This is a genomic window from Agarivorans gilvus, assembly GCF_001420915.1.
Taxonomy (GTDB): domain Bacteria; phylum Pseudomonadota; class Gammaproteobacteria; order Enterobacterales; family Celerinatantimonadaceae; genus Agarivorans; species Agarivorans gilvus.
The window spans coordinates 2743356-2765000 of record NZ_CP013021.1; the positions used below are offsets into that span (position 1 = coordinate 2743356).

Annotated in this window: 17 protein-coding genes and 1 rRNA gene (1 of these 18 cut by a window edge); 5 read left to right on the forward strand and 13 right to left on the reverse strand. The window is 46.1% G+C overall.

Annotated elements, in window-relative coordinates; all coding sequences use genetic code 11:
- Positions 1-99 precede the first annotated feature (99 nt).
- The 13 genes from AR383_RS12850 to fadB form a co-directional block, all read right to left on the reverse strand.
- Positions 100-1938, reverse strand: coding sequence for an alpha-amylase (locus AR383_RS12850; RefSeq protein WP_055733499.1), 1839 nt, complete (start codon positions 1936-1938; stop codon positions 100-102).
- A 68-nt stretch (positions 1939-2006) separates the two neighbouring features.
- The gene (locus AR383_RS12855) at positions 2007-2456 is read right to left on the reverse strand and encodes an early set domain-containing protein (protein ID WP_055733500.1); all 450 of its coding nucleotides are present in this window, start codon (positions 2454-2456) and stop codon (positions 2007-2009) included.
- A gap of 238 nt (positions 2457-2694) precedes the next feature.
- Positions 2695-4773, reverse strand: a complete 2079-nt coding sequence (gene glyS, locus AR383_RS12860) for a glycine--tRNA ligase subunit beta (protein ID WP_055733501.1) — start codon at positions 4771-4773, stop codon at positions 2695-2697.
- A 10-nt stretch (positions 4774-4783) separates the two neighbouring features.
- A complete protein-coding gene (gene glyQ, locus AR383_RS12865; RefSeq protein WP_055733502.1) occupies positions 4784-5689 on the reverse strand; it encodes a glycine--tRNA ligase subunit alpha in 906 nt (301 codons plus the stop codon).
- 129 nt (positions 5690-5818) lie between these two features.
- Positions 5819-6070: a sulfurtransferase TusA gene (gene tusA, locus AR383_RS12870; RefSeq protein ID WP_055735041.1), complete on the reverse strand. Its 252-nt coding sequence runs from the start codon at positions 6068-6070 to the stop codon at positions 5819-5821.
- 150 nt (positions 6071-6220) lie between these two features.
- Entirely contained in the window at positions 6221-7333 is a 1113-nt protein-coding gene (locus tag AR383_RS12875; RefSeq protein WP_055733503.1) for an ABC transporter ATP-binding protein, read from the reverse strand.
- A 6-nt stretch (positions 7334-7339) separates the two neighbouring features.
- Positions 7340-8194 carry a carbohydrate ABC transporter permease gene (locus tag AR383_RS12880; protein ID WP_055733504.1) on the reverse strand — a complete coding sequence of 285 codons (855 nt, stop codon included), beginning with the start codon at positions 8192-8194 and terminating at the stop codon, positions 7340-7342.
- 1 nt (position 8195) lies between these two features.
- Positions 8196-9068 carry a carbohydrate ABC transporter permease gene (locus AR383_RS12885; protein ID WP_188407541.1) on the reverse strand — a complete coding sequence of 291 codons (873 nt, stop codon included), beginning with the start codon at positions 9066-9068 and terminating at the stop codon, positions 8196-8198.
- An 83-nt stretch (positions 9069-9151) separates the two neighbouring features.
- A complete protein-coding gene (locus AR383_RS12890) occupies positions 9152-10402 on the reverse strand; it encodes an ABC transporter substrate-binding protein (RefSeq protein ID WP_055733506.1) in 1251 nt (416 codons plus the stop codon).
- Between the two features lie 141 nt (positions 10403-10543).
- A complete protein-coding gene (locus tag AR383_RS12895; protein WP_055733507.1) occupies positions 10544-11983 on the reverse strand; it encodes an ATP-binding protein in 1440 nt (479 codons plus the stop codon).
- Positions 11973-12689 carry a response regulator gene (locus AR383_RS12900; protein ID WP_055733508.1) on the reverse strand — a complete coding sequence of 239 codons (717 nt, stop codon included), beginning with the start codon at positions 12687-12689 and terminating at the stop codon, positions 11973-11975. The genes AR383_RS12895 and AR383_RS12900 overlap by 11 nt, the downstream gene beginning before the upstream one ends.
- Before the next feature lie 141 nt (positions 12690-12830).
- Positions 12831-13994 carry an acetyl-CoA C-acyltransferase FadA gene (gene fadA / locus AR383_RS12905; protein WP_055735042.1) on the reverse strand — a complete coding sequence of 388 codons (1164 nt, stop codon included), beginning with the start codon at positions 13992-13994 and terminating at the stop codon, positions 12831-12833.
- A 14-nt stretch (positions 13995-14008) separates the two neighbouring features.
- Positions 14009-16168, reverse strand: a complete 2160-nt coding sequence (gene fadB / locus AR383_RS12910; RefSeq protein ID WP_055733509.1) for a fatty acid oxidation complex subunit alpha FadB — start codon at positions 16166-16168, stop codon at positions 14009-14011.
- Positions 16169-16436: 268 nt separating this feature from the next.
- On the opposite strand from fadB, the gene pepQ reads away from it, so the two are divergent.
- From pepQ to AR383_RS12935, 5 genes are all read left to right on the forward strand, one after another.
- Positions 16437-17762: a Xaa-Pro dipeptidase gene (gene pepQ / locus AR383_RS12915; protein ID WP_055733510.1), complete on the forward strand. Its 1326-nt coding sequence runs from the start codon at positions 16437-16439 to the stop codon at positions 17760-17762.
- Complete coding sequence (locus tag AR383_RS12920; protein ID WP_083481596.1) at positions 17753-18379, forward strand: YigZ family protein; 627 nt, start codon at positions 17753-17755, stop codon at positions 18377-18379. Before pepQ ends, AR383_RS12920 begins: the two co-directional genes overlap by 10 nt.
- A gap of 77 nt (positions 18380-18456) precedes the next feature.
- On the forward strand, positions 18457-19914 hold the full coding sequence (locus tag AR383_RS12925; protein ID WP_055733511.1) for a TrkH family potassium uptake protein: 1458 nt from the start codon (positions 18457-18459) through the stop codon (positions 19912-19914).
- Positions 19915-19916: 2 nt separating this feature from the next.
- A complete protein-coding gene (gene hemG / locus AR383_RS12930; RefSeq protein WP_157051734.1) occupies positions 19917-20450 on the forward strand; it encodes a menaquinone-dependent protoporphyrinogen IX dehydrogenase in 534 nt (177 codons plus the stop codon).
- A 424-nt stretch (positions 20451-20874) separates the two neighbouring features.
- A 16S ribosomal RNA gene (locus tag AR383_RS12935) occupies positions 20875-21645 on the forward strand (it continues 767 nt past the right edge of the window).

Here is a 21645-nt window from a genome sequence, read left to right on the forward strand (position 1 = left end):
TAAATAACAGCATTCGGCTCTGTGGCTTTGACTAAGCAGAGCCTAGATATGAAAAAAGCGGCCGAAGCCGCTTAGTTTTGCTTGATAGGAGTTTAGCGCCTATTTACTGGCTTGTCCGGCATACACAACTACTACCGCATCATCACCCTTACGTCGTTCAAATACATAAGGCTGCTGATTAAGTTGTTTGTGCTCACCTGCTCCTACAGCTTGGTGGCGTTTACGGAACTGTAGTAGCTTCTGCCAGTGCTTATACACCGCAAGACGTTGTTCATCAAGTTGATCCCAATTCATGTCTGAGCGGGTCGCTTGATGCTTGTCAGAGCTACGAGGGCCTTTCTCTCTGGCGGTTTCGTCACCGTAAAATACTTGTACCGCAGTAGGCATCAATAAGAAGGCCGAGCCCAATTGTTTTTGTTGCTCTAAATCTTTACTGATACTGCCATAGGCGAGACGAGTATCGTGAGACGAGACATAGCTTAGCAACTTACCATCACGTTGCGTTAGCACCTTAGCGTAACGCTCATAGCCATCTTCCATATCGGCCAAACAGTTCATGCCTTTTTTGGCCAGTTCAGTTTGGTAAGTAAAGTCGATTAAGGAATCAAAGCCACTGGCATATAGTCGAGAGTTGTTTAGGCCTTGTCCCCAAAACTCACCGGTCATCCAAAACTCATTGTCGTCTAAAACTTTATTTGGGTTGTTTTTCTTCCATTCTTGGAAGGCTTTAGTAGACGCGAGTTTTAGCTCTTGCCAGGCTTCTGGTTCTACGTGTTTAACGGTATCGGCACGGAAGCCGTCGATGCCGTATTCGCGTACCCAGTCTGAAAGCCAGGTCACTAGATAATCACGAACCGTCGCGCCAGGAATTTCCACCGCTTTAGTATCAGGTTTGTTTTTATAAAAAGGTGGTAGGCCCACAACCTTGTCTGATTCTGTTTGGAAGTCAGGTAAATAAGCCAGCGACATTTCAAAATCACTAGGACCGGGGTTAGGGTAACCAGAAATATCGGTTCTTACCCAATCTGGTCCCCACCATTTAACCCAGCCTTCGCGGTTGCCATAATCGATATAGTCATTAAAACTATGCCAAGTTTCGCCTTGGCCGGGAGTCCAGTCGGTCCATTTTTGGCCTAGGTAGGTTTCGATGGGCACGTCATACTCTTGAGTTGAGCCAAATTTAAACTCTTGCATATCGGCAAGGGTGGCATAGCCAGTATGGTTCATCACGATATCCATAACTACACGAATACCCTTGGCATGAGCGCTATCAACGAACTGTTTAAATTCCTCGGCACTGCCCATGTTTTGGTCCATCACAGTATAGTCTTGAGCATAGTAGCCGTGATAAGCGTAGTGCTTGAATTCTCCACGCATACCACCGCCAACCCAGCCTCGAATTTGTTCGTAGGGTGCGGTAATCCAAATAGCATTAATACCAAGATCTTCAATGTAATCGAGTTTTTCTGTTAGGCCGGCAATATCACCGCCGTGGAAGGTGCCGATTTCATTGGCTCCGTCTTTGCTACGACCGTAACTGTTATCGTTGCTAGGGTTACCATTGTAAAAACGGTCGGTAATAACGAAGTAGACCGAGGCGCTGTCCCAGTTAAACTTATCGGCTTTCTTGGTGGCTGACTCGAGTAACAATAGTCCTCCGCTCTCTGCTGCGGGGGTAAAGGTGACTTTTCCTTGGTAAACGGTGCTAACTTGGCCGCTGTAGAAATCTTTAACGGCGGTGCCTTCTTCAAAGCTGTTGGTTACGTCTACAGTAATGGGCTGACCATCCCATTGTAGGCATTGTTTGCTTTGACTTAGTGCTTGTTGCGAACTGGTCGCCGTAGCTGTCGTGTTTTGGTTGGCATCGTTTGATGCGCAACCCGCGATAGCTATGCTGACCAAGCAGCCCAAAAGGGCAGGTTTAATTACTTGCTGCATTGCTTAGTTCCTTTCTGTTGACCATACAAAAAAGCCCCTGTTGGGGCTTTTAACTAGCGTAGCTAGTATTACATCTCTTCTTTTTCGATGTAAACAACTGGAATTTCTTCAGACCAGTCTAGGAAGAAACGGTATACACCATCTTCTTCTGGAGTAAATTTGAAGTTATCAAAGGCTGAACATTTGTTAGATTGACGACGTTCGCCAATTTTGATGTCTGCTTCGCCAGATAGGAAACCGAAGTTAGTACCACATTGCCATGCTGCGTCACCAAATTTCCACTCGTAAGGTTGGCCATCAGCAATTAGTGGCTCGTCAACTGCAGAAGTTGCAGACCAAACGTTTTCTTTACCTTCAACGGGTTGAAGTTTAAATTCAGGAGCCGCATCCCACCAAGTGAATACACCACGTAGGTATACATCACGTGTTAATTTACTGTTTGAATCTCCAGAAGCACAACCTGCTGCAAGAACGGTGACTAGCGCTAGCACACCTGCTTTCATAATATTTTTAAGCATTTCCAATTCCTTTCTTTTTTATAGCTTTCCTTTGTCTTTGCAGACAAACATTACGTAATGAGCTGAACTCAGCAACATTTATAGCGAAGCTAGCCGTGAAAAAACGTGCCAAGCTCACACTCCCAAGCTGAAAAGGATTTCAGGATTTCCTAGAATTTATTAAAACAGTTAAGTAGATCAAAAAAAGCCGCTGAAACAGAAATTAAGCGGCTTTTAAAGAGGTTGATAGCGAGTGTTATTATTGAATAACCGAGATGTCAGCAATTTCTAAAAACAATTGTCGTAGCGAGTTTAGTAGGCTTAAACGATTGATTTTTAGTTGATCATCTTCACTCATTACCATTACGTTATCGAAGAACTGGTCAACCACTTCACGTAAGCCAGCAAGCTCGATAAGGGCTTGTTGATAATCGGCTTTGGCTAGCAAAGGTGCTACTTTTTCGGCCATGGCAGTAATTGCGTTGGCCAGTGCTTGTTCTTCAGCTTCTTTCAACAAGCTGTTATCGACTTCCGGCTTCACGAAGTCTGGGTTCTTCGCCAGAATATTAGATACCCGCTTGTTTGCTGCGGCTAAGGCTTGTGCTTGTTCTAAAGTTCGGAAATGGCTTACCGCTTTGATCCGTGACTCAATGTCAATTAACTGGCTTGGCTTGCGCTCTAACACAGCGGTAATGACGCTGGCATCGATGCCTTGTTCTAGGTACATGGCGCGTAAACGAGCGTAGATGAAGTCGAGTAACTGAGCATGAACCTGGTTTTGCTGCTCTTGAGATAGTTCAAGAGGGAGCAATAACAGCGCACTATTGATTAGCGTATTCAAGTCCAGCTGGAAGCCTTTATCTTGAATGATGCGAATGATACCTAAGCTAGCACGACGCAGAGCGAAAGGGTCTTTGTCTCCCTTAGGTAATTGACCAATGGCAAAGATACCTACCAAGGTGTCCAATTTGTCGGCGATTGCTACCGCTGAAGCCACTTTAGATTCGGGTAGTTTGTCACCAGAAAAACGCGGCCAGTATTGCTGATTTAGGGCATTGGCAACATCTTCGTGCTCACCATCAAACTTGGCGTAGTACATACCCATAACACCTTGAATGTCAGGGAATTCTAATACCATTTCACTATTTAAATCGGCTTTAGATAGTAGCCCGGCGCGTTGTGCATGTTGGCTATTACCACCAATTTCACCGGCAATTTGTGCAGCCAGTTCTGACACACGATTAGCTTTGTCTAATAAGCTGCCTAATTTTTGCTGGAATACCACATTGGCTAGTTTATCTAAGCGGCTGTCTAATCTAGATTTTTTGTCAGTTTCAAAGAAGAATTCAGCATCCGCTAGGCGAGGGCGAACCACTTTTTCGTTACCTTCAATCACCTGCTTAGGATCTTTACTCACAATGTTAGATACAAAGATGAAACGAGGTAATAAGTTACCTTCGGTATCTAAGATAGGGAAATACTTCTGGTTGTCTTTCATGGTGTAGATCAACGCTTCGGCGGGGACCGCAAGGAATTTATCCTCAAAGCTACCTACCATTGCTACAGGCCATTCCACCAATGAACATACCTCTTCCAGCAAGCTGTCGTCCATCTCCACTACGCCGCCTTCACGAGCAGCTTCGGCTTCAATTTGCTCGCGAATAATGGTTTTACGTTGTTCGTAATTAACGATCACTTTGCCGCGGCGGTCTAGTTGCTGCACGTAATCGTTGGCATGGCTAAGTTCAAACTCGGCTTCACCCATGAAGCGGTGGCCGCGCACGGTACGCGCTGACTCGATGCCTAAAATATTACCTTGTACTAGTTTTTCACCATATAACATAGTGATGGTGTGTACTGGACGAATGAACTGAGTCGCGGTAGCGCCCCAACGCATCGGTTTAGGAATGGGTAACTTGGCTAAGCCATCGGCGATAATCTCGGGAACCAATTGGTAAATGCTTTGACCGCTAATCTCAGCTTTATGCAGTAACCATTCACCTTTATCGGTGCTGATGCGTTCAGCTTGCTCAACGCTAATGCCATTTGAGCGAGCCCAGCCTTCGGCTGCCTTAGTGGCTTTGCCGTCGGCATCGAAGGCAGCACTTACCGCAGGACCGCGTTTTTCTACCACTTTGTCTGGGGTCTTTTCACTGAGCGCTGTAACTAACAAAGCTAGGCGACGAGGTGCTGCAAACCACTCAATTTTTTCAAATTGGAAGTCTGCCTTTTCTAGCCCTTGTTGCACATTGCTTTGGAACGATTCTGCTAAGCCGCGTAAGGCTTTAGGTGGCAACTCTTCGGTGCCGATTTCTACTAATAGGTTGTCGTAACTCATGCTGCCTCCGTTACTTGTTGTCTTTGCATAAAGGGAAACCGAGCTCTTCACGAGCATGGTAATAAGCTTCTGCTACGGCCTTGGATAAGGTTCTTACTCGTAGAATGAAGCGTTGCCGTTCGGTTACCGAAATTGCATGACGGGCATCAAGTAAGTTAAAGGCATGTGAGGCTTTCATTACTTGTTCATAAGCAGGCAGTGGGAGCCCTGCTTCAATTAGTTTCTGACTGTCTTTTTCACATTGATCAAACTGGGCGAATAAGGCTGTGGTATCGGCGTGCTCGAAGTTGTAAGTAGATTGTTCAACTTCATTCTGATGGAATACGTCACCGTAAGTCACCTTGCCCATGGGGCCATCGGTCCAAACTAAGTCGTAGATGCTATCTACGCCTTGAATGTACATGGCGAGGCGCTCTAAACCATAGGTAATCTCACCGGTTACAGGTGAGCACTCTAAGCCACCCACTTGTTGGAAGTAGGTAAACTGGGTGATTTCCATGCCATTTAACCATATTTCCCAGCCTAGTCCCCAAGCACCTAGAGTGGGGGATTCCCAGTTATCCTCAACGAAACGAATATCGTGAACTTCTGGGTTGATGCCTAATTCAACCAAGGAGCCAAGGTACAGCTCTTGAATGTTGTCTGGAGAAGGCTTCATGACAACTTGAAATTGGTAGTAATGTTGAAGACGATTGGGGTTTTCACCGTAGCGTCCATCAGTGGGACGGCGACATGGTTGTACATACGCACTAGACATCGGTTCTGGACCGATAGAGCGCAAGAACGTTTGCGGGTGGAAGGTGCCAGCGCCCACTTCCATGTCTAAAGGTTGAACAATGACGCAGCCTTGGCGAGCCCAGTAGTCCTGTAGGGCTAAAATCAGGCCCTGAAAGGTTTTTATATCGTATTTATGCATGATTTTGTGTCGCGCGTATGAAAAATAATCGGTTTTATAACTGACGGAGTATACCTTAGCAAGTAAGCAGACCCTAGTGCTGTTATAAGGCGAATTGCTGATAAAGTAGACTTTTTTTAAAAAACTGGCCTAACTACCTTTTTTGATCAAATACCGAAAAGGTGTTTGGTCGGTCTTTTTGGCCACTAAAGTGTGATCCATGAATTCACAAAAGCTAACCATGTCGCGAGTAGTTGAAGGATCATCTGCTTCCACCAATAAGGTTTCACCCAGACTCATGTTGCGAATGGCTTTTCTTACCATCATCACTGGCTCAGGGCAACGTAAACCCAAAGCATTTAGTTGGTGATCGGCTTGGCTTAAGTCTATTTCTTTACTCATCGAACTTGGTTCTCTCGTTGCTACTTTGGCATCGTTGTTGATAAGCAATACCAAGGGGCAGCGGTCATAAATGACGCTGAAGAATAAGCCAAGATTATCATAAACCACCGACAAATAAAAAAGGGGCCTAAGCCCCTAGTTTGATATTTATCAGCGGACTCGTTGTTCGCTATTAGGGTCGAAAAACACCGCGTTTGATAAATCAAACATTAGTTCTAAGTTTTCGCCCATTTTCGCTGGTTTGTCGGGATCTAAACGACAACTAATTTCTTTATCGTTTAGGCTCACTAAGGCAATTGTATCGGGACCAGTTGGCTCTAATACACCTAATTTTAAGTTGAGTGTGGCGACTAAGGCTTTGCCTTGCTTAGACGGATTAACATGAGTAATTTGTTCTGGGCGAATGCCCACTACTACGGATTTCCCAGCATAACTGGCTAGCTGCTCGGGCAGCGGAATATGATGGGTCTTTTGTTGGTCACAAACCAAGCTCCCTACTAAACCCTGCTCAGACTGTTCTACTCGGCAGTGTAAGAAATTCATTGCCGGAGAACCCATAAAACCGGCCACAAACATGTCTGCTGGATTATTGTAAATCTCGGCAGGCGTGCCCAGTTGCAATAACTTACCATCTTTCATTACCGCAATACGGTCGGCTAAGGTCATCGCTTCGATTTGGTCGTGGGTAACGTAAACGATGGTAGTGCCTAAACGTTGATGTAATTTCTTAATTTCATGGCGCATTTCTACACGCAGTTTGGCATCTAGGTTACTTAAGGGCTCATCGAACAGGTAAATTTTAGGCTGGCGAGCCAGTGCTCGGCCCATTGATACCCGCTGCTGTTGTCCCCCTGATAATTGTGAAGGTTTACGCTCGAGTAGGTGCTCAATTTGCAATAGCTGGGCCACTCGGGTGACTTCTTTATCGCGGGCTGCTTTTTCCATTTTTTGAATTTTTAAAGCAAACTCAATGTTGCCGCGCACCGTCATGTTGGGGTAGAGCGCGTAGGACTGAAACACCATAGCAATGTCTCTATCTTTGGGTTCTACGCTGTTAACCACTTTGCCATCGATGCAGATGTCGCCACTGGTGATACTCTCTAAACCGGCAATCATATTCATTAAGGTAGATTTTCCGCAGCCAGAAGGTCCTACTAGAATTAGAAACTCACCAGAATCGATGGAAATATTGATGTCTTCTAGAGTGTTGGGGCCGTTTTTACCATAGCGCTTGTGTAATTGTTTTATATCTAAGGTCGCCATTGCTACTTATCCTTTTACTGAGCCAGCTGTTAAGCCGCGCACAAAATATTTTCCAGCTACAACGTAAACAAATAGGGTAGGAAGGGCAGCGATAATCGCGGCGGCCATGTCTACGTTGTATTCTTTAACACCGGTACTGGTATTAACTAAGTTGTTTAATGCCACGGTAATCGGTTGTGAATCCGAGCCCGAGTAAACTACGCCAAATAGGAAGTCGTTCCATATTTGAGTGAACTGCCAAATGATGCACACCATGATGATGGGCTTGGAAATGGGCAGCATGATCTTAAAAAAGATGGTAAAAAAGCCTGCGCCATCGAGCTTGGCGGCTTTCACCAATTCGCTGGGCACCGATACATAGAAGTTGCGGAAAAATAGGGTGGTAAATACCAAACCGTAAACCACATGAACAAACACTAGGCCGGTGGTGGTATTGGCTAAGCCAAATTTGCCTAAAGTGGCTGCCATCGGTAGCAAAATTACCTGAAAGGGAATGAAGCAGCCAAATAACATCAGGGCAAAAAACAGGTTTGAGCCTTTAAAGCGCCAGTGAGCAATAACGTAGCCGTTGAGGGCACCAATTAAGGTGGAAATGAACACCGCCGGTATTGCCATTTTAAAGGAATTCCAGAAATAACCTTTAACTCCTTCACAGGTCACCCCTGTACAAGCACTTCCCCACGCTTTGGCCCAAGCCTCTACTACCCATACATCGGGTAATGACAGCAGGTTTCCGCCACGAATGTCCGGTAAAGTTTTAAAGGAGGTGAGCAACATCACCATTAACGGCATTAAATAGACCGCACAAAATAGCAGTAAAATCAGATAGATGAATAAACGTCCCGGTGTAAATTTAGTCATATTATTGCTCCCGGTTACGTAGTTCTGAGTACAAATAAGGTACGAGGATGGCCAATACGCCGGCTAACATCATCATCGCACTCGCTGCACCTAAGCCCATTTGTCCACGGGTGAAGGCATGGGTATACATGAATAAAGCGGGGAGATCTGATGAATAACCTGGTCCACCAGAGGTTAAGGCGGTGACCAAGTCAAAGCTCTTGATGGCAATGTGTGAGGTAATTATCACCGCGCTAAAGAATACCGGACGTAAGCAAGGCAGAATGATTTTCCAGTAAATGGTAGGCATACTGGCGCCGTCAATTTGTGCTGCCTTCACAATGCTGGAATCGATGCCACGTAAACCCGCTAAGAACATTGCCATCACAAAGCCAGAAGATTGCCATACCGCGGCTATGACTAGGGTGTAGACCGACATTTCGTTGCTTACTATCCAGTCAAACTTAAAGCTGCTCCAGCCCCAGTCATGCATCATTTTTTCTAAGCCCAGCCCCGGATTTAAGATCCACTTCCAGGCGGTGCCAGTAACAATGAAGGACAATGCCATGGGGTAAAGGTAAATGGTGCGAATCGCCCCTTCTTGGCGAATGTTTTGGTCTAGTAAGATTGCCAGTAACGTGCCTAAAACAATCGAAATAACGATGAATAAAACACCAAAAACCAGCAGGTTAATACAGGAAGTCAGCCAGCGGTCATTTTCCATTAGCTTTTGGTATTGCAACAAACCCGCCCACTTAAAGTTGGGTAGGAAGCGTGAATGGGTTAATGAGAGGTAGCCAGTCCAAGCGACATAGCCGTAAATACATACTGTCACCAAGAAAATCGAGGGTGACAAAATGATTTTGGGTAGCCATTTTTGCAGAATATTAAACATAGTACAGCCTCGTTCGAACATCCGGTTCAAACAATAAGATAATCGCAATAGCAAGCTCCGGCATGGCGCCGGAGCTAGGGGGCTTATTTAGCGGCTTTTACTACGCGCGCTAATTTAGTTACTGCTTGTTTCGGGTCGCCGTTAGGATCATTGAAGAAGTTGGTTACCACGTCATAGATAGCACCTTGTACATAGCCAGTAGTGGCTAAGCCGTGGGCCATACTAGGAACCAAGTCGCCTGACTCATTACTGGCCTTAAAGGTAGCCATAGAGTCCAGCGCACAACTATCAAACTTGCTCATATCCATGTCGGTACGTACCGGAATAGAACCCTTGTTTAAGTTGAACACTTCTTGGAACTCTGGCGTGAGGATGGTTTTAGCCAAGGCTTTTTGGGCTTTAACATTGTCTGCATTGCTCAACTGGAACATTGCAAAGCTATCGATGTTAAAGGTAAATTGACCATCGGTTCCTGGTGCCGGCAAACAAACGAAGTCTTTACCTGGTACTTTACCTGCGGCGATAAATTCACCTTTGGCCCAGTCGCCCATAATTTGCATCGCTGCTTGGCCATTGATCACCATGCCGGTGGCGATATTCCAATCGCGACCCGGTGAGTCACTATCGATGTAGTTACGCATTTTTTGGAAGGTGGCGAAAACGTCTACCATCTTGTCGCTGCTTAGCACCGCGTCGTCATGTTCCACGAAGGCTTTGTTGTAGTCTTCAGAACCAAGAATATCTAAGGCAACCGCCTCAAATACCGTGGCGTCTTGCCAAGCTTGACCACCATGGGCAAGAGGAATGATGCCAGCGGCTTTTAGTTTGTCTGCTGCAACAAAGAACTCATCCATAGTGGTGGGCAGTTTGGCGCCAGCTTTTTCAAATACAGCGGGGTTGGCCCATAGCCAGTTTACTCGGTGAACGTTAACCGGAACCGCAACGTAATCGCCGTTAAACTTCATTACTTTTGTGACAACGGCGGGAACCACTTGATCCCATTTTTCGGCTGCTGCTACGTCATTGAGGTTGGTTAAAAAGCCCAGATCGGCCCATTCTTGAATGTCGTGCCCTTTAATTTGGGCCGCCGCTGGTGGATTACCAGAGATGGCGCGGGTTTTCAGTACCGTCATGGCACTTTCCCCGCCACCACCTGCTACGGCAAAGTCTTTCCAAGTGTGGCCTTGGGTTTCTAACATTTGTTTAAGTACGCCGACCGATTTTGCTTCACCGCCTGAAGTCCACCAATGAAGAACTTCAACTTCGCCTGCATGAGCAAGATTGATCGCGCCAGTAAGTGCCAGGGTAGAGGCAAGAGTGACAAATTTACGCATATTATTAATGCCTTTGTTATTGTTTTGTGAATTCCATTCCTTGTTTCACCAATCTTTTTGTCGACGATTGGCTAATTAATAGTCTATGTGAAACAGCTTGATAACAAAGTAACTGATTGTAACAAAGGTGTTACAAAAGGCTTATTTTATGTGAGGCAGTTGGAGTTTTACTTCTAAACCTCCTTGAGGCAGGTTTTGCAAGCTAATATCGCCGCCGTGGGCGTGGGCAATATTGCGCGCAATACCCAAGCCTAAACCGGAACCCGCTTGATCTTGGCTTAAGCGAACATAGGGGTTAAATACGTCTTTGAGGCGGTCTTCTGGGATCCCTGGGCCATGGTCAACAAACAGTAAACACAGCTCATTGTCATCGTCGAGTAGGTAAATTTCTATCGCACTACCGTATTTAATGCCGTTTTCAACTAGGTTGCTAATACAGCGTTTAATCGCCAAAGGTTTACCGCGGTAACTGCGTGGCGTATCGCCAAATAAGGCCACCTTGTCGGCATAGGGTTCGATACAGTGTTTTAAGTGAGTCATTATATTGATATCACTTAAATTTTCATGAATGTCGGTATCTTTAACGGTTTGTAAGGCACCCTTAGCCATGATTTCCAATTCGTCTAGGTCACGGTTAAAAGCATCAATCACTTGGTCATCATCGAGTAACTCGGCGCGTAGTCGTAGCCGCGTAATTGGTGTTTTTAGATCGTGAGAGATAGAACGGAACAACAGCTCTCGATCTTCAATATAGCGTTTCAGCTTATTCTGCATGGCATTGAAGGCACGTGTGGCCTTGCGGATCTCGTCACTGCCTTCTTCTACTAAAGGGGGTTGAAATAAATCAATGGTTAAGCTAGAAGCAGCCTTGGCAAGGCGTCTAAGTGGCCGTGTTTGCCGGCGTACCAAAACAAAGGTAAATAGCAGCAAGAAAAAGGTCATTAGGGCAATGAACATGACTCGGTCTTGCGGTAGTAAGTTGTCTTTTAGGCTCATGTAGGGAGCGGGGAGTAAGGCCGCTAGGTAAATCCACTCACCACTTTCCAGCTCTATTTGAGTGACCAGTATAGGTGGGTTGAGTGGTTTGATTTGTAGCGTATGGGAAGCCCAAGAAGAGGGTAAGTCTTTAAGATAAACGTCATTTTTTAAGATTTTCAGTTGCTCTGGCATGGCGAAGTCGACATCGATCATCGGACTGCGAGCAAGCTCTCGATGTAATACTTCGCCTACCGTTTGAATCACAACGTTTTTACGATGACTGTCAGGTATTGGCTGAATATTAATGAATTCTTTATTCAGCGAAACAAAGAATCGTGTGCCACCCATTTTGCGTAGTTGATCGAGCACAATATGGCGATATTCAGAAGGCAGCGATTCAAAAAAAGTCACCGTGGAAGCAAGGCTTAGCGCTAAGTTTTCTGAAGTGGAGCGAAGCCCTTCCGTTTCCGATTGGCGCAGTTGATAAAACCAGATAAAGCTACTTACGCCTTGAGCTAAGCCAATGGCCAATAGTAGCAATAACAGCATTCTCGCCAGAAGCGAGTTAGGCTTGATGCGTTCGATAAACGCCTTAAGCTTCATGGCTGACTTGGGTGACCATCATGTAACCCACGCCGCGAATGGTACGGATTAAGCGGGTTTGGCTGCCATCGTCTTTGAGGCGTTGGCGTAGTCGGCTAATTTGCACATCGATGCCGCGTTCCATGGGCAGGCTTTCGCGTCCCCGAGTAGCATCACTAATGGTGTCTCTGTCTAAGGTTTCGTTAGGGTGTTGTAAGAATAATTGCAGTAAACGGTAGTCACTGCTCGACAGTTCGAGTTTGTCGCCGTCTTGATGCTCTAATTGCTGATTTTGGGTATCTAAGCGCCACTGACCAAAACGAATGTAGCGAGTATTGTGCTGGGAGTTGGCGGTGACTTGAGAGCGTCTTAGTAAGGCTTTAATTCGCGCCAGCAATTCGCGTGGATTAAAGGGTTTGCCAATGTAATCGTCGGCGCCCAGCTCTAAGCCAACAATTCTATCCATTTCATCGGAGTTAGCGGTAAGCATGATGATGGGCACATTGGAGGTGCGACGGATTTGCTGACACAGAGTAAAACCATCGTCTCCCGGTAGCATGATGTCCAGAATAATCAGCTCAGGATCATTGGTTTCGAGCAACTTGGTCATTTCCTCACCGTCGTTAGCACTAATCACGTCAAAACCTGACTTACTTAAATACTGTTGAAGCAAGTTACGAATTTCTTGATCGTCATCGACTACCAACAACTGTTTAGCTAAAACCATGAGCCTCTATACTGTATGAATGAAAACATTCCCATAAGAATACCAAACAACCCGCTTAGGAAAAACGCTTGTGCCAAATAAGCAAAAAAAATGGGAGCTAAATGTTACCATTTGGCTCCCATTGTTAAGAAAGACGCGGAATTATGGGCGTTCAAACACCGTTGCGATACCCTGACCTAGACCGATGCACATGGTCGCAACACCGAGCTTGGCATTTTTGGCCTCCATTAGGTTGATTAAGGTGGTAGATATACGCGTGCCAGAACAACCTAGCGGATGGCCTAAAGCAATCGCTCCACCATTGAGGTTGACCTTATCATCCATTTGCTCCAGCAAGCCTAAATCTTTAACACAAGGCAGCGATTGCGCGGCAAAGGCTTCGTTGAGTTCAAATAGGTCGATGTCATCAATGCTAAGCCCTGCACGCTTCAAGGCTTTTTGCGTAGCTGGAACTGGGCCGTAACCCATAATTGAAGGATCGCAACCGGCAATCGCCATCGACCGGACTTTAGCACGCACGCTTAGGCCTAGTTCTGCGGCCTTTTCTGCCGACATCACTAACATGGCGGAAGCGCCATCAGATAAGGCCGAAGAAGTGCCGGCGGTGACTTTACCGTTGGCAGGGTCAAATACCGGACGCAGTTGGGCCAAGGCTTCTACTGTGGTTTCTGGGCGAATTACTTCGTCGGTGTTGATTTTTTTCAGTGTGCCATCGGCGTCGTGGCCTTCTATGGGGTAGATTTCGTTAGCAAAGCGGCCTTCCAAGGTTGCTTGATGGGCCAAACGGTGAGAGCGCGCGCCAAATTCATCCATGGCTTCTCGGCTAATACCATGCATTTGCGAGAGCAACTCGGCGGTTAAGCCCATCATGCCTGCTGCCTTGGCAACCGACTTGGCCATGCCGGGGTGAAAATCTACCCCGTGGCTCATTGGCACATGGCCCATATGCTCAACCCCACCAACGATGAATACATCGCCCTGGTCTGCCATAATCGCACGCGCCGCATCATGCAGTGCTTGCATCGATGATCCGCATAAGCGGTTAACCGTTACTGCACCCGTTGAATGTGGCAGGCCAGCTAATAAGGCGGCGTTACGAGCAATATTAAAGCCTTGCTCTAAGGTTTGTTGAACACAGCCCCAGTAAACATCTTCAATATCCATTGGGTCCAGTTTGGGATTACGTTCCAGTAAACCCTTCATTAATTGAGCTGATAAGTCTTCGGCGCGAACATGCCTAAAGCAGCCGTTTTTCGAGCGGCCCATTGGAGTTCGAATACAATCAACTATCACGACTTCTTTCATTTTATATTCCTCCATTAGCCTTGCTTGCCGTAGTAAGTTTCGCCTGCCGCTGCTTTTGCGCGTAAGCCATCGGTAACGTGATATAAAGGACCTAATTCAGCGTATTGGTCTGCTAGAGCTAGATATTTATCTAAGCCCATGTTGTCTAGGTAACGGAATACGCCACCTCTAAAAGGAGGGAAACCTAAGCCATAGACCAGCGCCATATCGGCTTCACCTGGACTTTGAATAATGCCTTCTTCTAAACAGCGCACCACTTCGTTAATCATCGGGATCATCATGCGGGCGATGATTTGCTCGCTGCTGTAGTCTTGCGACTGGTTAGCCACTTTATTAAGTAGTTGATAGCTGGCTGGATCGGCATCTTTTTTCGGTTTGCCGCGGCTGTCTTTGGTATAAGCATAAAAACCCAAACCGTTTTTCTGGCCGAAACGTTGTGCTTGATACATGACATCAATGGCGTCTTCTGTGGTTTTTCCCATGCGCTCAGGGAAACCTTTAGCCATTACTTCCCCAGCGTGGTGGCCGGTATCAATACCTACTACATCAAGTAGATAGGCGGGGCCCATTGGCCAACCAAATTGTTTTTCCATGACTTTATCAACTTGAACAAAGTCGGCACCGTCTTGCAGTAGCCGAGTGAAGCCAAAGAAATAAGGAAACAGCACACGGTTAACAAAAAAGCCGGGACAATCATTTACCACTACTGGGGTTTTACCCATTTTCGCGGCGTAGGCGACAACACTGTCGATGGTCTCTTGAGAGGTTTTCTCTCCACGAATCACTTCAACCAAAGGCATGCGATGTACAGGGTTAAAGAAGTGCATACCACAGAACTTTTCGGGGCGCGCTAAATCTTTAGCTAGCAGAGAAATGGGAATAGTAGAGGTATTAGAAGCGACAATGGTGTCGGCAGAGACTTTTTGTTCAACTTCTTTTAGTACCGCCGCCTTAACTTTAGGGTTCTCAACAACCGCTTCAACCACAATATCGCTATTGGCGATAGACTCATAGTTTAGGCTTGGGTTAATCGAAGACAGTATTTTGCCCATTTTTAGGCCGTCAATGCGACCGCGTTCTAACTGCTTGTTTAGCAGTTTAGTGGCTTCGTTCATGCCAAGCTCAAGTGCGGCTTGGTTAATGTCTTTCATGATTGCTGGAATACCGCGACTGGCGCTTTGGTAGGCAATACCTCCGCCCATGATGCCAGCGCCTAATACTGCCGCTTGATTGATAGCCTGAGCATTTTTTCCGGATTTTTTGGCGAGAGCTTTAAGTTGCTGATCATTTAAGAAGATGCCTACCAAGGCTTGAGCTACCTCAGACTTGGCTAGGCCAATGAAGTTTTTGGCTTCTATTTTTAATGCTTCTTGTCGATTACAGCGGGCCGCGCTTTCAATGGTTTTAACTGCGGTGATAGGTGCAGGGTAGTGCGGCCCGGCTTTGGCGCTAACCATGCCTTTAGCGCAGTTGAAGCTCATTGTTGCTTCAATTTTATTAAGCGCTAAAGGAGCCTGTTTAGCTTTCCGGCGAGACTGCCAATCGATGTTGTTAGCAATGGCATCGTTGAGCATGCTTAAGGCCGCTTCACGTAGTTGGGCGCTATCTACGACAGCATCTACTGCAGCAAATTTTAGGCTCTCGGCAGCTTTATAGTTTTTACCTGTGGTGATCCATTCCATCGCATTGTCGGCGCCAATCACACGAGGGAGTCTTACCGTACCACCAAAGCCAGGCATGATGCCGAGCTGGGTTTCTGGTAGACCGATACGAGCATTGCTATCGGCAATGCGCAAATCGGTAGAGAGGATTAACTCACAACCGCCGCCCAGGGCATAACCATTAATTGCTGAGATGCTAGGAACCGGAAGGTCTTCCAGCGCATTAAAGATGTCATTGGCTTTATTTAGCCAAGCGCTTAGCTCGTCTTCAGGTAGAGCGAACAGCCCTAAAAATTCGGTGATGTCGGCACCGACGATAAAAGCCTCTTTGGCGGAGCTAACTAACAGACCTTTTAACTGAGCTTGGTTTTGTAATGCGCTGATAGCTTCATCGAGTGAAACCAGGGTGCTTTTGTCTAACTTATTGACACTTCCTTGCTTGGCATCGAATGTTAGTTCAGCGATACCATCGGCAATATAACGAACACTGAGGTTCTCGCCTTGATAGATCATTCCGCTCTCCTTATGTCTGGTGTTCGTTGCACCAGTTTGTGTAGGGGTTAGAGATAAGTTGTAATCAGTTTGTTACTTAAATATTAAAACAAATATAACACCTATTTAAAACACTTGTTTAATTATTTGTTGGGCAGAGCACAAATTGAGGCTTGAAATTGCCGATGGCATCGGTGGAAAATCCTTGATTAAACGCGCCAGATCTAAAAAAGCTGTGCTTAAATGGGCTATAACTAAATAGCCCACAAAAAGCCCGAGAGAGGATGCCATGGCAACGATTCAAGGTTTGTTTACTCAACACATAGAACAACTACAGCAGCGAGTGGCTAAGTTGTTAGCCCGAGAGGGTTTAGATGCGCTGATCATTCATTCTGGCTATCCTTTACGTACTTTTCTCGATGATCAGCATTATCCTTTTAAAACTAATCCCCATTTTAAGCATTGGCTGCCCTTAACCGAGCATCCCCATTGTTGGCTGGTGGTAAATGGCTTGGATAAGCCGAAATTGATTTACTATCAGCCAAGTGATTATTGGCATAAAACCGCCGATGAACCTGCTGGCTTTTGGCTAGAGAGCTTCGATATTGAGATTATGAAAAACCCTCAAGATATTGAGCCCTTCTTACCGGCTCAGCGGCAGCGTTGCGCTTATATTGGTGAACATCCCGAGTTAGCAGAGGCACTAGCTATTGGTGAACGTAATCCTGAGTCGGTATTAAATTTTCTACATTATCACCGTGCTTATAAAACCGCTTATGAGATAGACAGTATTGATGAAGCGAACCATAGAGCGGTAAAAGCGCATTTAGTGGCAAAGGAATTGTTTTTTGCTGGCGCATCAGAATTTGATATCAATCTAGCCTATTTATCCTGCTTGGGTAAAAGTGAGTACTCACTACCTTACGCCAACATCATTGCGATGAATGAGAACGCAGCGATACTGCATTACACTGCGCTTAGCGCTAAAAAGCTGGCGGAAAAACAACATTACTCGATGTTGATTGATGCTGGAGCCGAGTGTCGAGGTTACGCCGCAGATATCACTCGCACCTATCCCTATCGTAAAGGCTTGTTTGCCGAGTTAATTGCTGAAATGGATAAATTACAACTGGTGATGGTAGCGGAGCTTAAACCTGGCCTGCGTTATACCGATTTACACTTAAAAGCACACCGTCAGTTGGCTAAAGTGCTGGTGGATTTTGAGTTTGTTACATGTAGCGCCTCGGCAGCGGTTGAAACCGGTATTACTCGCTATTTCTTCCCGCATGGCTTGGGCCATCATCTGGGCCTGCAAGTACACGACATGGGCGGCTTCATGCAGGACGAAAATGGCGAGGTTCAAGCGGCTCCAGAGCAAGATCCCTTTCTACGTTGCACTCGCATACTTGAACCTTCTCAGGTTCTCACCATTGAACCTGGGCTGTATTTCATTGCCAGTTTATTGAGCGAGTTAGCTGAATCAGAACACAGTCGCTTGATTAATTGGCCGAGGATTGATGAAATGCGGCGCTTTGGCGGTATACGCATTGAAGACAATGTATTAGTGACCGAGCAAGCCCCTGTTAATTTAACCCGAGAGCAAAATTGGAAATAACCAGTAGCGATTATCTAAAACCCAAATACACGGTTATTAGTGAAGAGCTGATCAAAAAGAGCCGCTTTATTAGTTTGATTGTTCCGGTGCTTAATCGCCAGCAGGCCCAGCAACAGATTGTCGAGATAAAGCAGCAACATCCTCAGGCGCGTCATCATTGTTGGGCTTTTGTTGCTGGGCATCCTAGTGACAGCCAATGTTTAGGTTTTAGTGATGATGGTGAGCCCTCTGGTACGGCGGGAAAACCGATGCTAGCGCAGCTGCAGGGCAGTGGGCTAGGTCAGGTTCTGGCGCTAGTGGTACGTTATTCTGGTGGAATTAAGTTGGGCACCGGCGGGCTGGTTAAAGCCTATGGTGGCGGGGTTCAACAGGCCTTGTCATTAATTGAAACGGAAACTGTGGTGGCCAGTGGTGAATGCCTCTTAGAGTTTGATTATGCGCATACTAGCCAAGTTGAGCTGCTGTTAGAGCGTTACCAAGCGATTAAAGTCGATACGCAGTTTTCTGATGTTGCTCAGATGCGAATTAGTATTGCGCAAAGTTATTATGCGGAACTTAAGCAACAGCTGATCAATGTATCAAGTGGCCAGATAAATGTAGGTAAGCTGCTGTCTTAAGTTGTTTTGGAAGATGCTTTACTTCAAGATAGACAACATTGATTTAACTTCTTAAACGAACAAGAGATAAAAAACGGATGCAAATCAGAGCGATTATTAGGATCGTTGGACTTCTAGTAATGTTATTTAGTCTCGCTATGATTGTTCCTGCTCTGGTTGCCGCCGTTTATAAAGATGGCGCGGGTAAAGCATTCATGGCGGCATTTGCCTTGTGTGTGAGTGCTGGTTTCTTATTGTGGTTTCCGCAACGACAGCAAAAGAAAGATCTCAAAGCTAAAGAAGGTTTTTTGATTGTGGTGCTGTTTTGGACGGTACTGGGCAGTGTTGGGGCCTTGCCTTTTATTCTTGCTGAAAACCCCGATATGTCGATTACCGACTCCTTCTTTGAATCCTTTTCGGGACTCACCACTACCGGTGCCACGGTGATCGTGGGCATCGAAAACTTGCCCAAAGGTATTTTGTTTTATCGCCAGATGCTGCAGTGGTTAGGCGGGATGGGGATTATTGTTCTAGCGGTGGCGGTACTGCCGATCTTGGGTGTTGGGGGGATGCAGCTGTATCGAGCTGAAATACCCGGCCCAGTAAAAGATAAAAAGATGACGCCGCGTATTGCAGAAACCGCCAAAGTGCTTTGGTACATCTATTTATTTTTAACCATCTCCTGCTCAGTGGCTTTTTGGTTAGCGGGAATGTCTCTGTTTGACGCGATTTGTCACGCCTTTTCCACCATCGCCATCGGTGGCTTCTCCACCTATGATGCCAGTTTGGGCTACTTCGATAGTTCGATTATCAATACCATCTGTGCGGTGTTTTTGATTATCTCAGGGATTAACTTCTCACTGCATTACGCTGCGATTAACGGTCGTAGCATTACCTTTAGATACTATTTTCTAGACCCTGAGTGTCGTGCCTTCTTTTTTATTCAGGTTTGTCTGACCTTGGTTTGTCTCGCCATTTTACTTGCTCAACAGGTGTATGACTCAGCAGCTGTGGCCTTAGACCAAGCCTTTATTCAGTCGGTTTCTATTTCTACTACCGCCGGTTTTACCACCACTAGCTTTTCTGAGTGGCCGTTATTTCTACCGGTTTTGTTAGTGTTCTCCAGTTTTATTGGCGGCTGTGCTGGTTCAACCGGTGGCGGCTTAAAAGTAATTCGAGTGTTTTTGCTTAGCCTACAAGGGATGCGCGAATTAAAGCGCTTAGTTCATCCTCGAGCGGTGTTTCAAATTAAACTAGCCAACAAGGCCTTACCCGATCGGGTACTAGAAGCAGTATGGGGCTTCTTTTCTGCTTATACCTTGGTTTTTGTCATTTGTATGTTGGGGTTAATTGCCGCCGGTATGGATGAGCTATCGGCGTTCTCCGCAGTGGTGGCTTGTTTAAATAATCTTGGCCCCGGCTTAGGGCAAGTGGCAGTGCATTACTCAGATATTAGTGATGCCAGTAAATGGGTGTTATTAATTGCGATGTTGTTTGGTCGCTTAGAAGTCTTTACCCTGTTAGTTCTATTTACCCCCGCGTTTTGGAAGAGTTAATAATGAAACTACTGGTCTTATATTCAAGTTGTGAAGGGCAAACCTTAAAAATAGCTAAGCATATTATTGCGCAGCAGCCTCAAACAGACCTAAGCGTTGACTACCAAAACTTGGAGCAACTCCAGCAAGCAGTAAATTGGTCAGACTACGACAAAGTGCTGATTGGCGCTTCGATTCGTTATGGTAAGTTTCGGCCACATTTATACTCTCTGTTAGCTAAGTACCAACAACAGCTGGCGAACTTGCCGGTGGCATTTTTTGGAGTCTGTTTAACAGCGCGTAAGCCAGAGAAGAGTACTCCAGAAACTAGCGTCTATATGAAGAAGCTCAATCAGCGTGCTGAATGGATGCCAGAGAGCCAAGCGATATTTGCTGGTGCGCTACTTTATTCTCGTTATACCTGGTGGCAAACCCGTCTTATTCAAATGATTATGAAAATGACCGGCGGAAGTACTGATACCTCACAGGATATTGAGTTAACCGACTGGTCTAAGGTAGATGATTTCGCGATACACTTCGCAAAATTGAATAAATAATCAGCGTTTTCTACTTGTTTTCTTAAATTCTGCGCAAGCTTTGAGCAGTTGAACTGAAAATCCTATTTTTCTTCAAAAAACGCTTGCGCCGAAAGATTCGATGCCTATAATGCACCTCCACTGACACGGCACACAGCGCTGCAGAGCAACGTTGATGCAAGTCAGGGCTGGCAAGGCCTAGGGCTGAGTTAGCGACTTTCAAAGCGGTTTTTAAAATGTTTTAAAAAAGCGGTTGACAGTCACAGAGGATGGCGTAGAATGCGCACCTCGCTTCGGCAAGAAGCAACGCTCTTTAACAATTTATCAAGCAATCTGTGTGAGCACTCACAGGGCATTAAGCGAAAAAATTAAGCTTAAGTGAACTGGATGCTTGCACTGTAAAACACAGTACTATTTCAGTTTTTAACTTGAGCGAAAGAACTTTTGATTGAAGAGTTTGATCATGGCTCAGATTGAACGCTGGCGGCAGGCTTAACACATGCAAGTCGAGCGGTAACATTTCTAGCTTGCTAGAAGATGACGAGCGGCGGACGGGTGAGTAATGCTTGGGAAACTGCCTGAGAGTGGGGGACAACAGTTGGAAACGACTGCTAATACCGCATAATGTCTTCGGACCAAAGGAGGGCTCTTCGGACCTTTCGCTTTCAGATGTGCCCAAGTGGGATTAGCTAGATGGTGGGGTAATGGCCTACCATGGCGACGATCCCTAGCTGGTTTGAGAGGATGATCAGCCACACTGGGACTGAGACACGGCCCAGACTCCTACGGGAGGCAGCAGTGGGAATATTGCACAATGGGCGCAAGCCTGATGCAGCCATGCCGCGTGTGTGAAGAAGGCCTTCGGGTTGTAAAGCACTTTCAGTTGTGAGGAAGGTTGTGTGGTTAATACCCATATAATTTGACGTTAGCAACAGAAGAAGCACCGGCTAACTCCGTGCCAGCAGCCGCGGTAATACGGAGGGTGCGAGCGTTAATCGGAATTACTGGGCGTAAAGCGTACGCAGGCGGCTAATTAAGCCAGATGTGAAATCCCCGGGCTTAACCTGGGAATGGCATTTGGAACTGGTTAGCTAGAGTTTTGTAGAGGGTGGTAGAATTTCAGGTGTAGCGGTGAAATGCGTAGAGATCTGAAGGAATACCAGTGGCGAAGGCGGCCACCTGGACAAGAACTGACGCTCATGTACGAAAGCGTGGG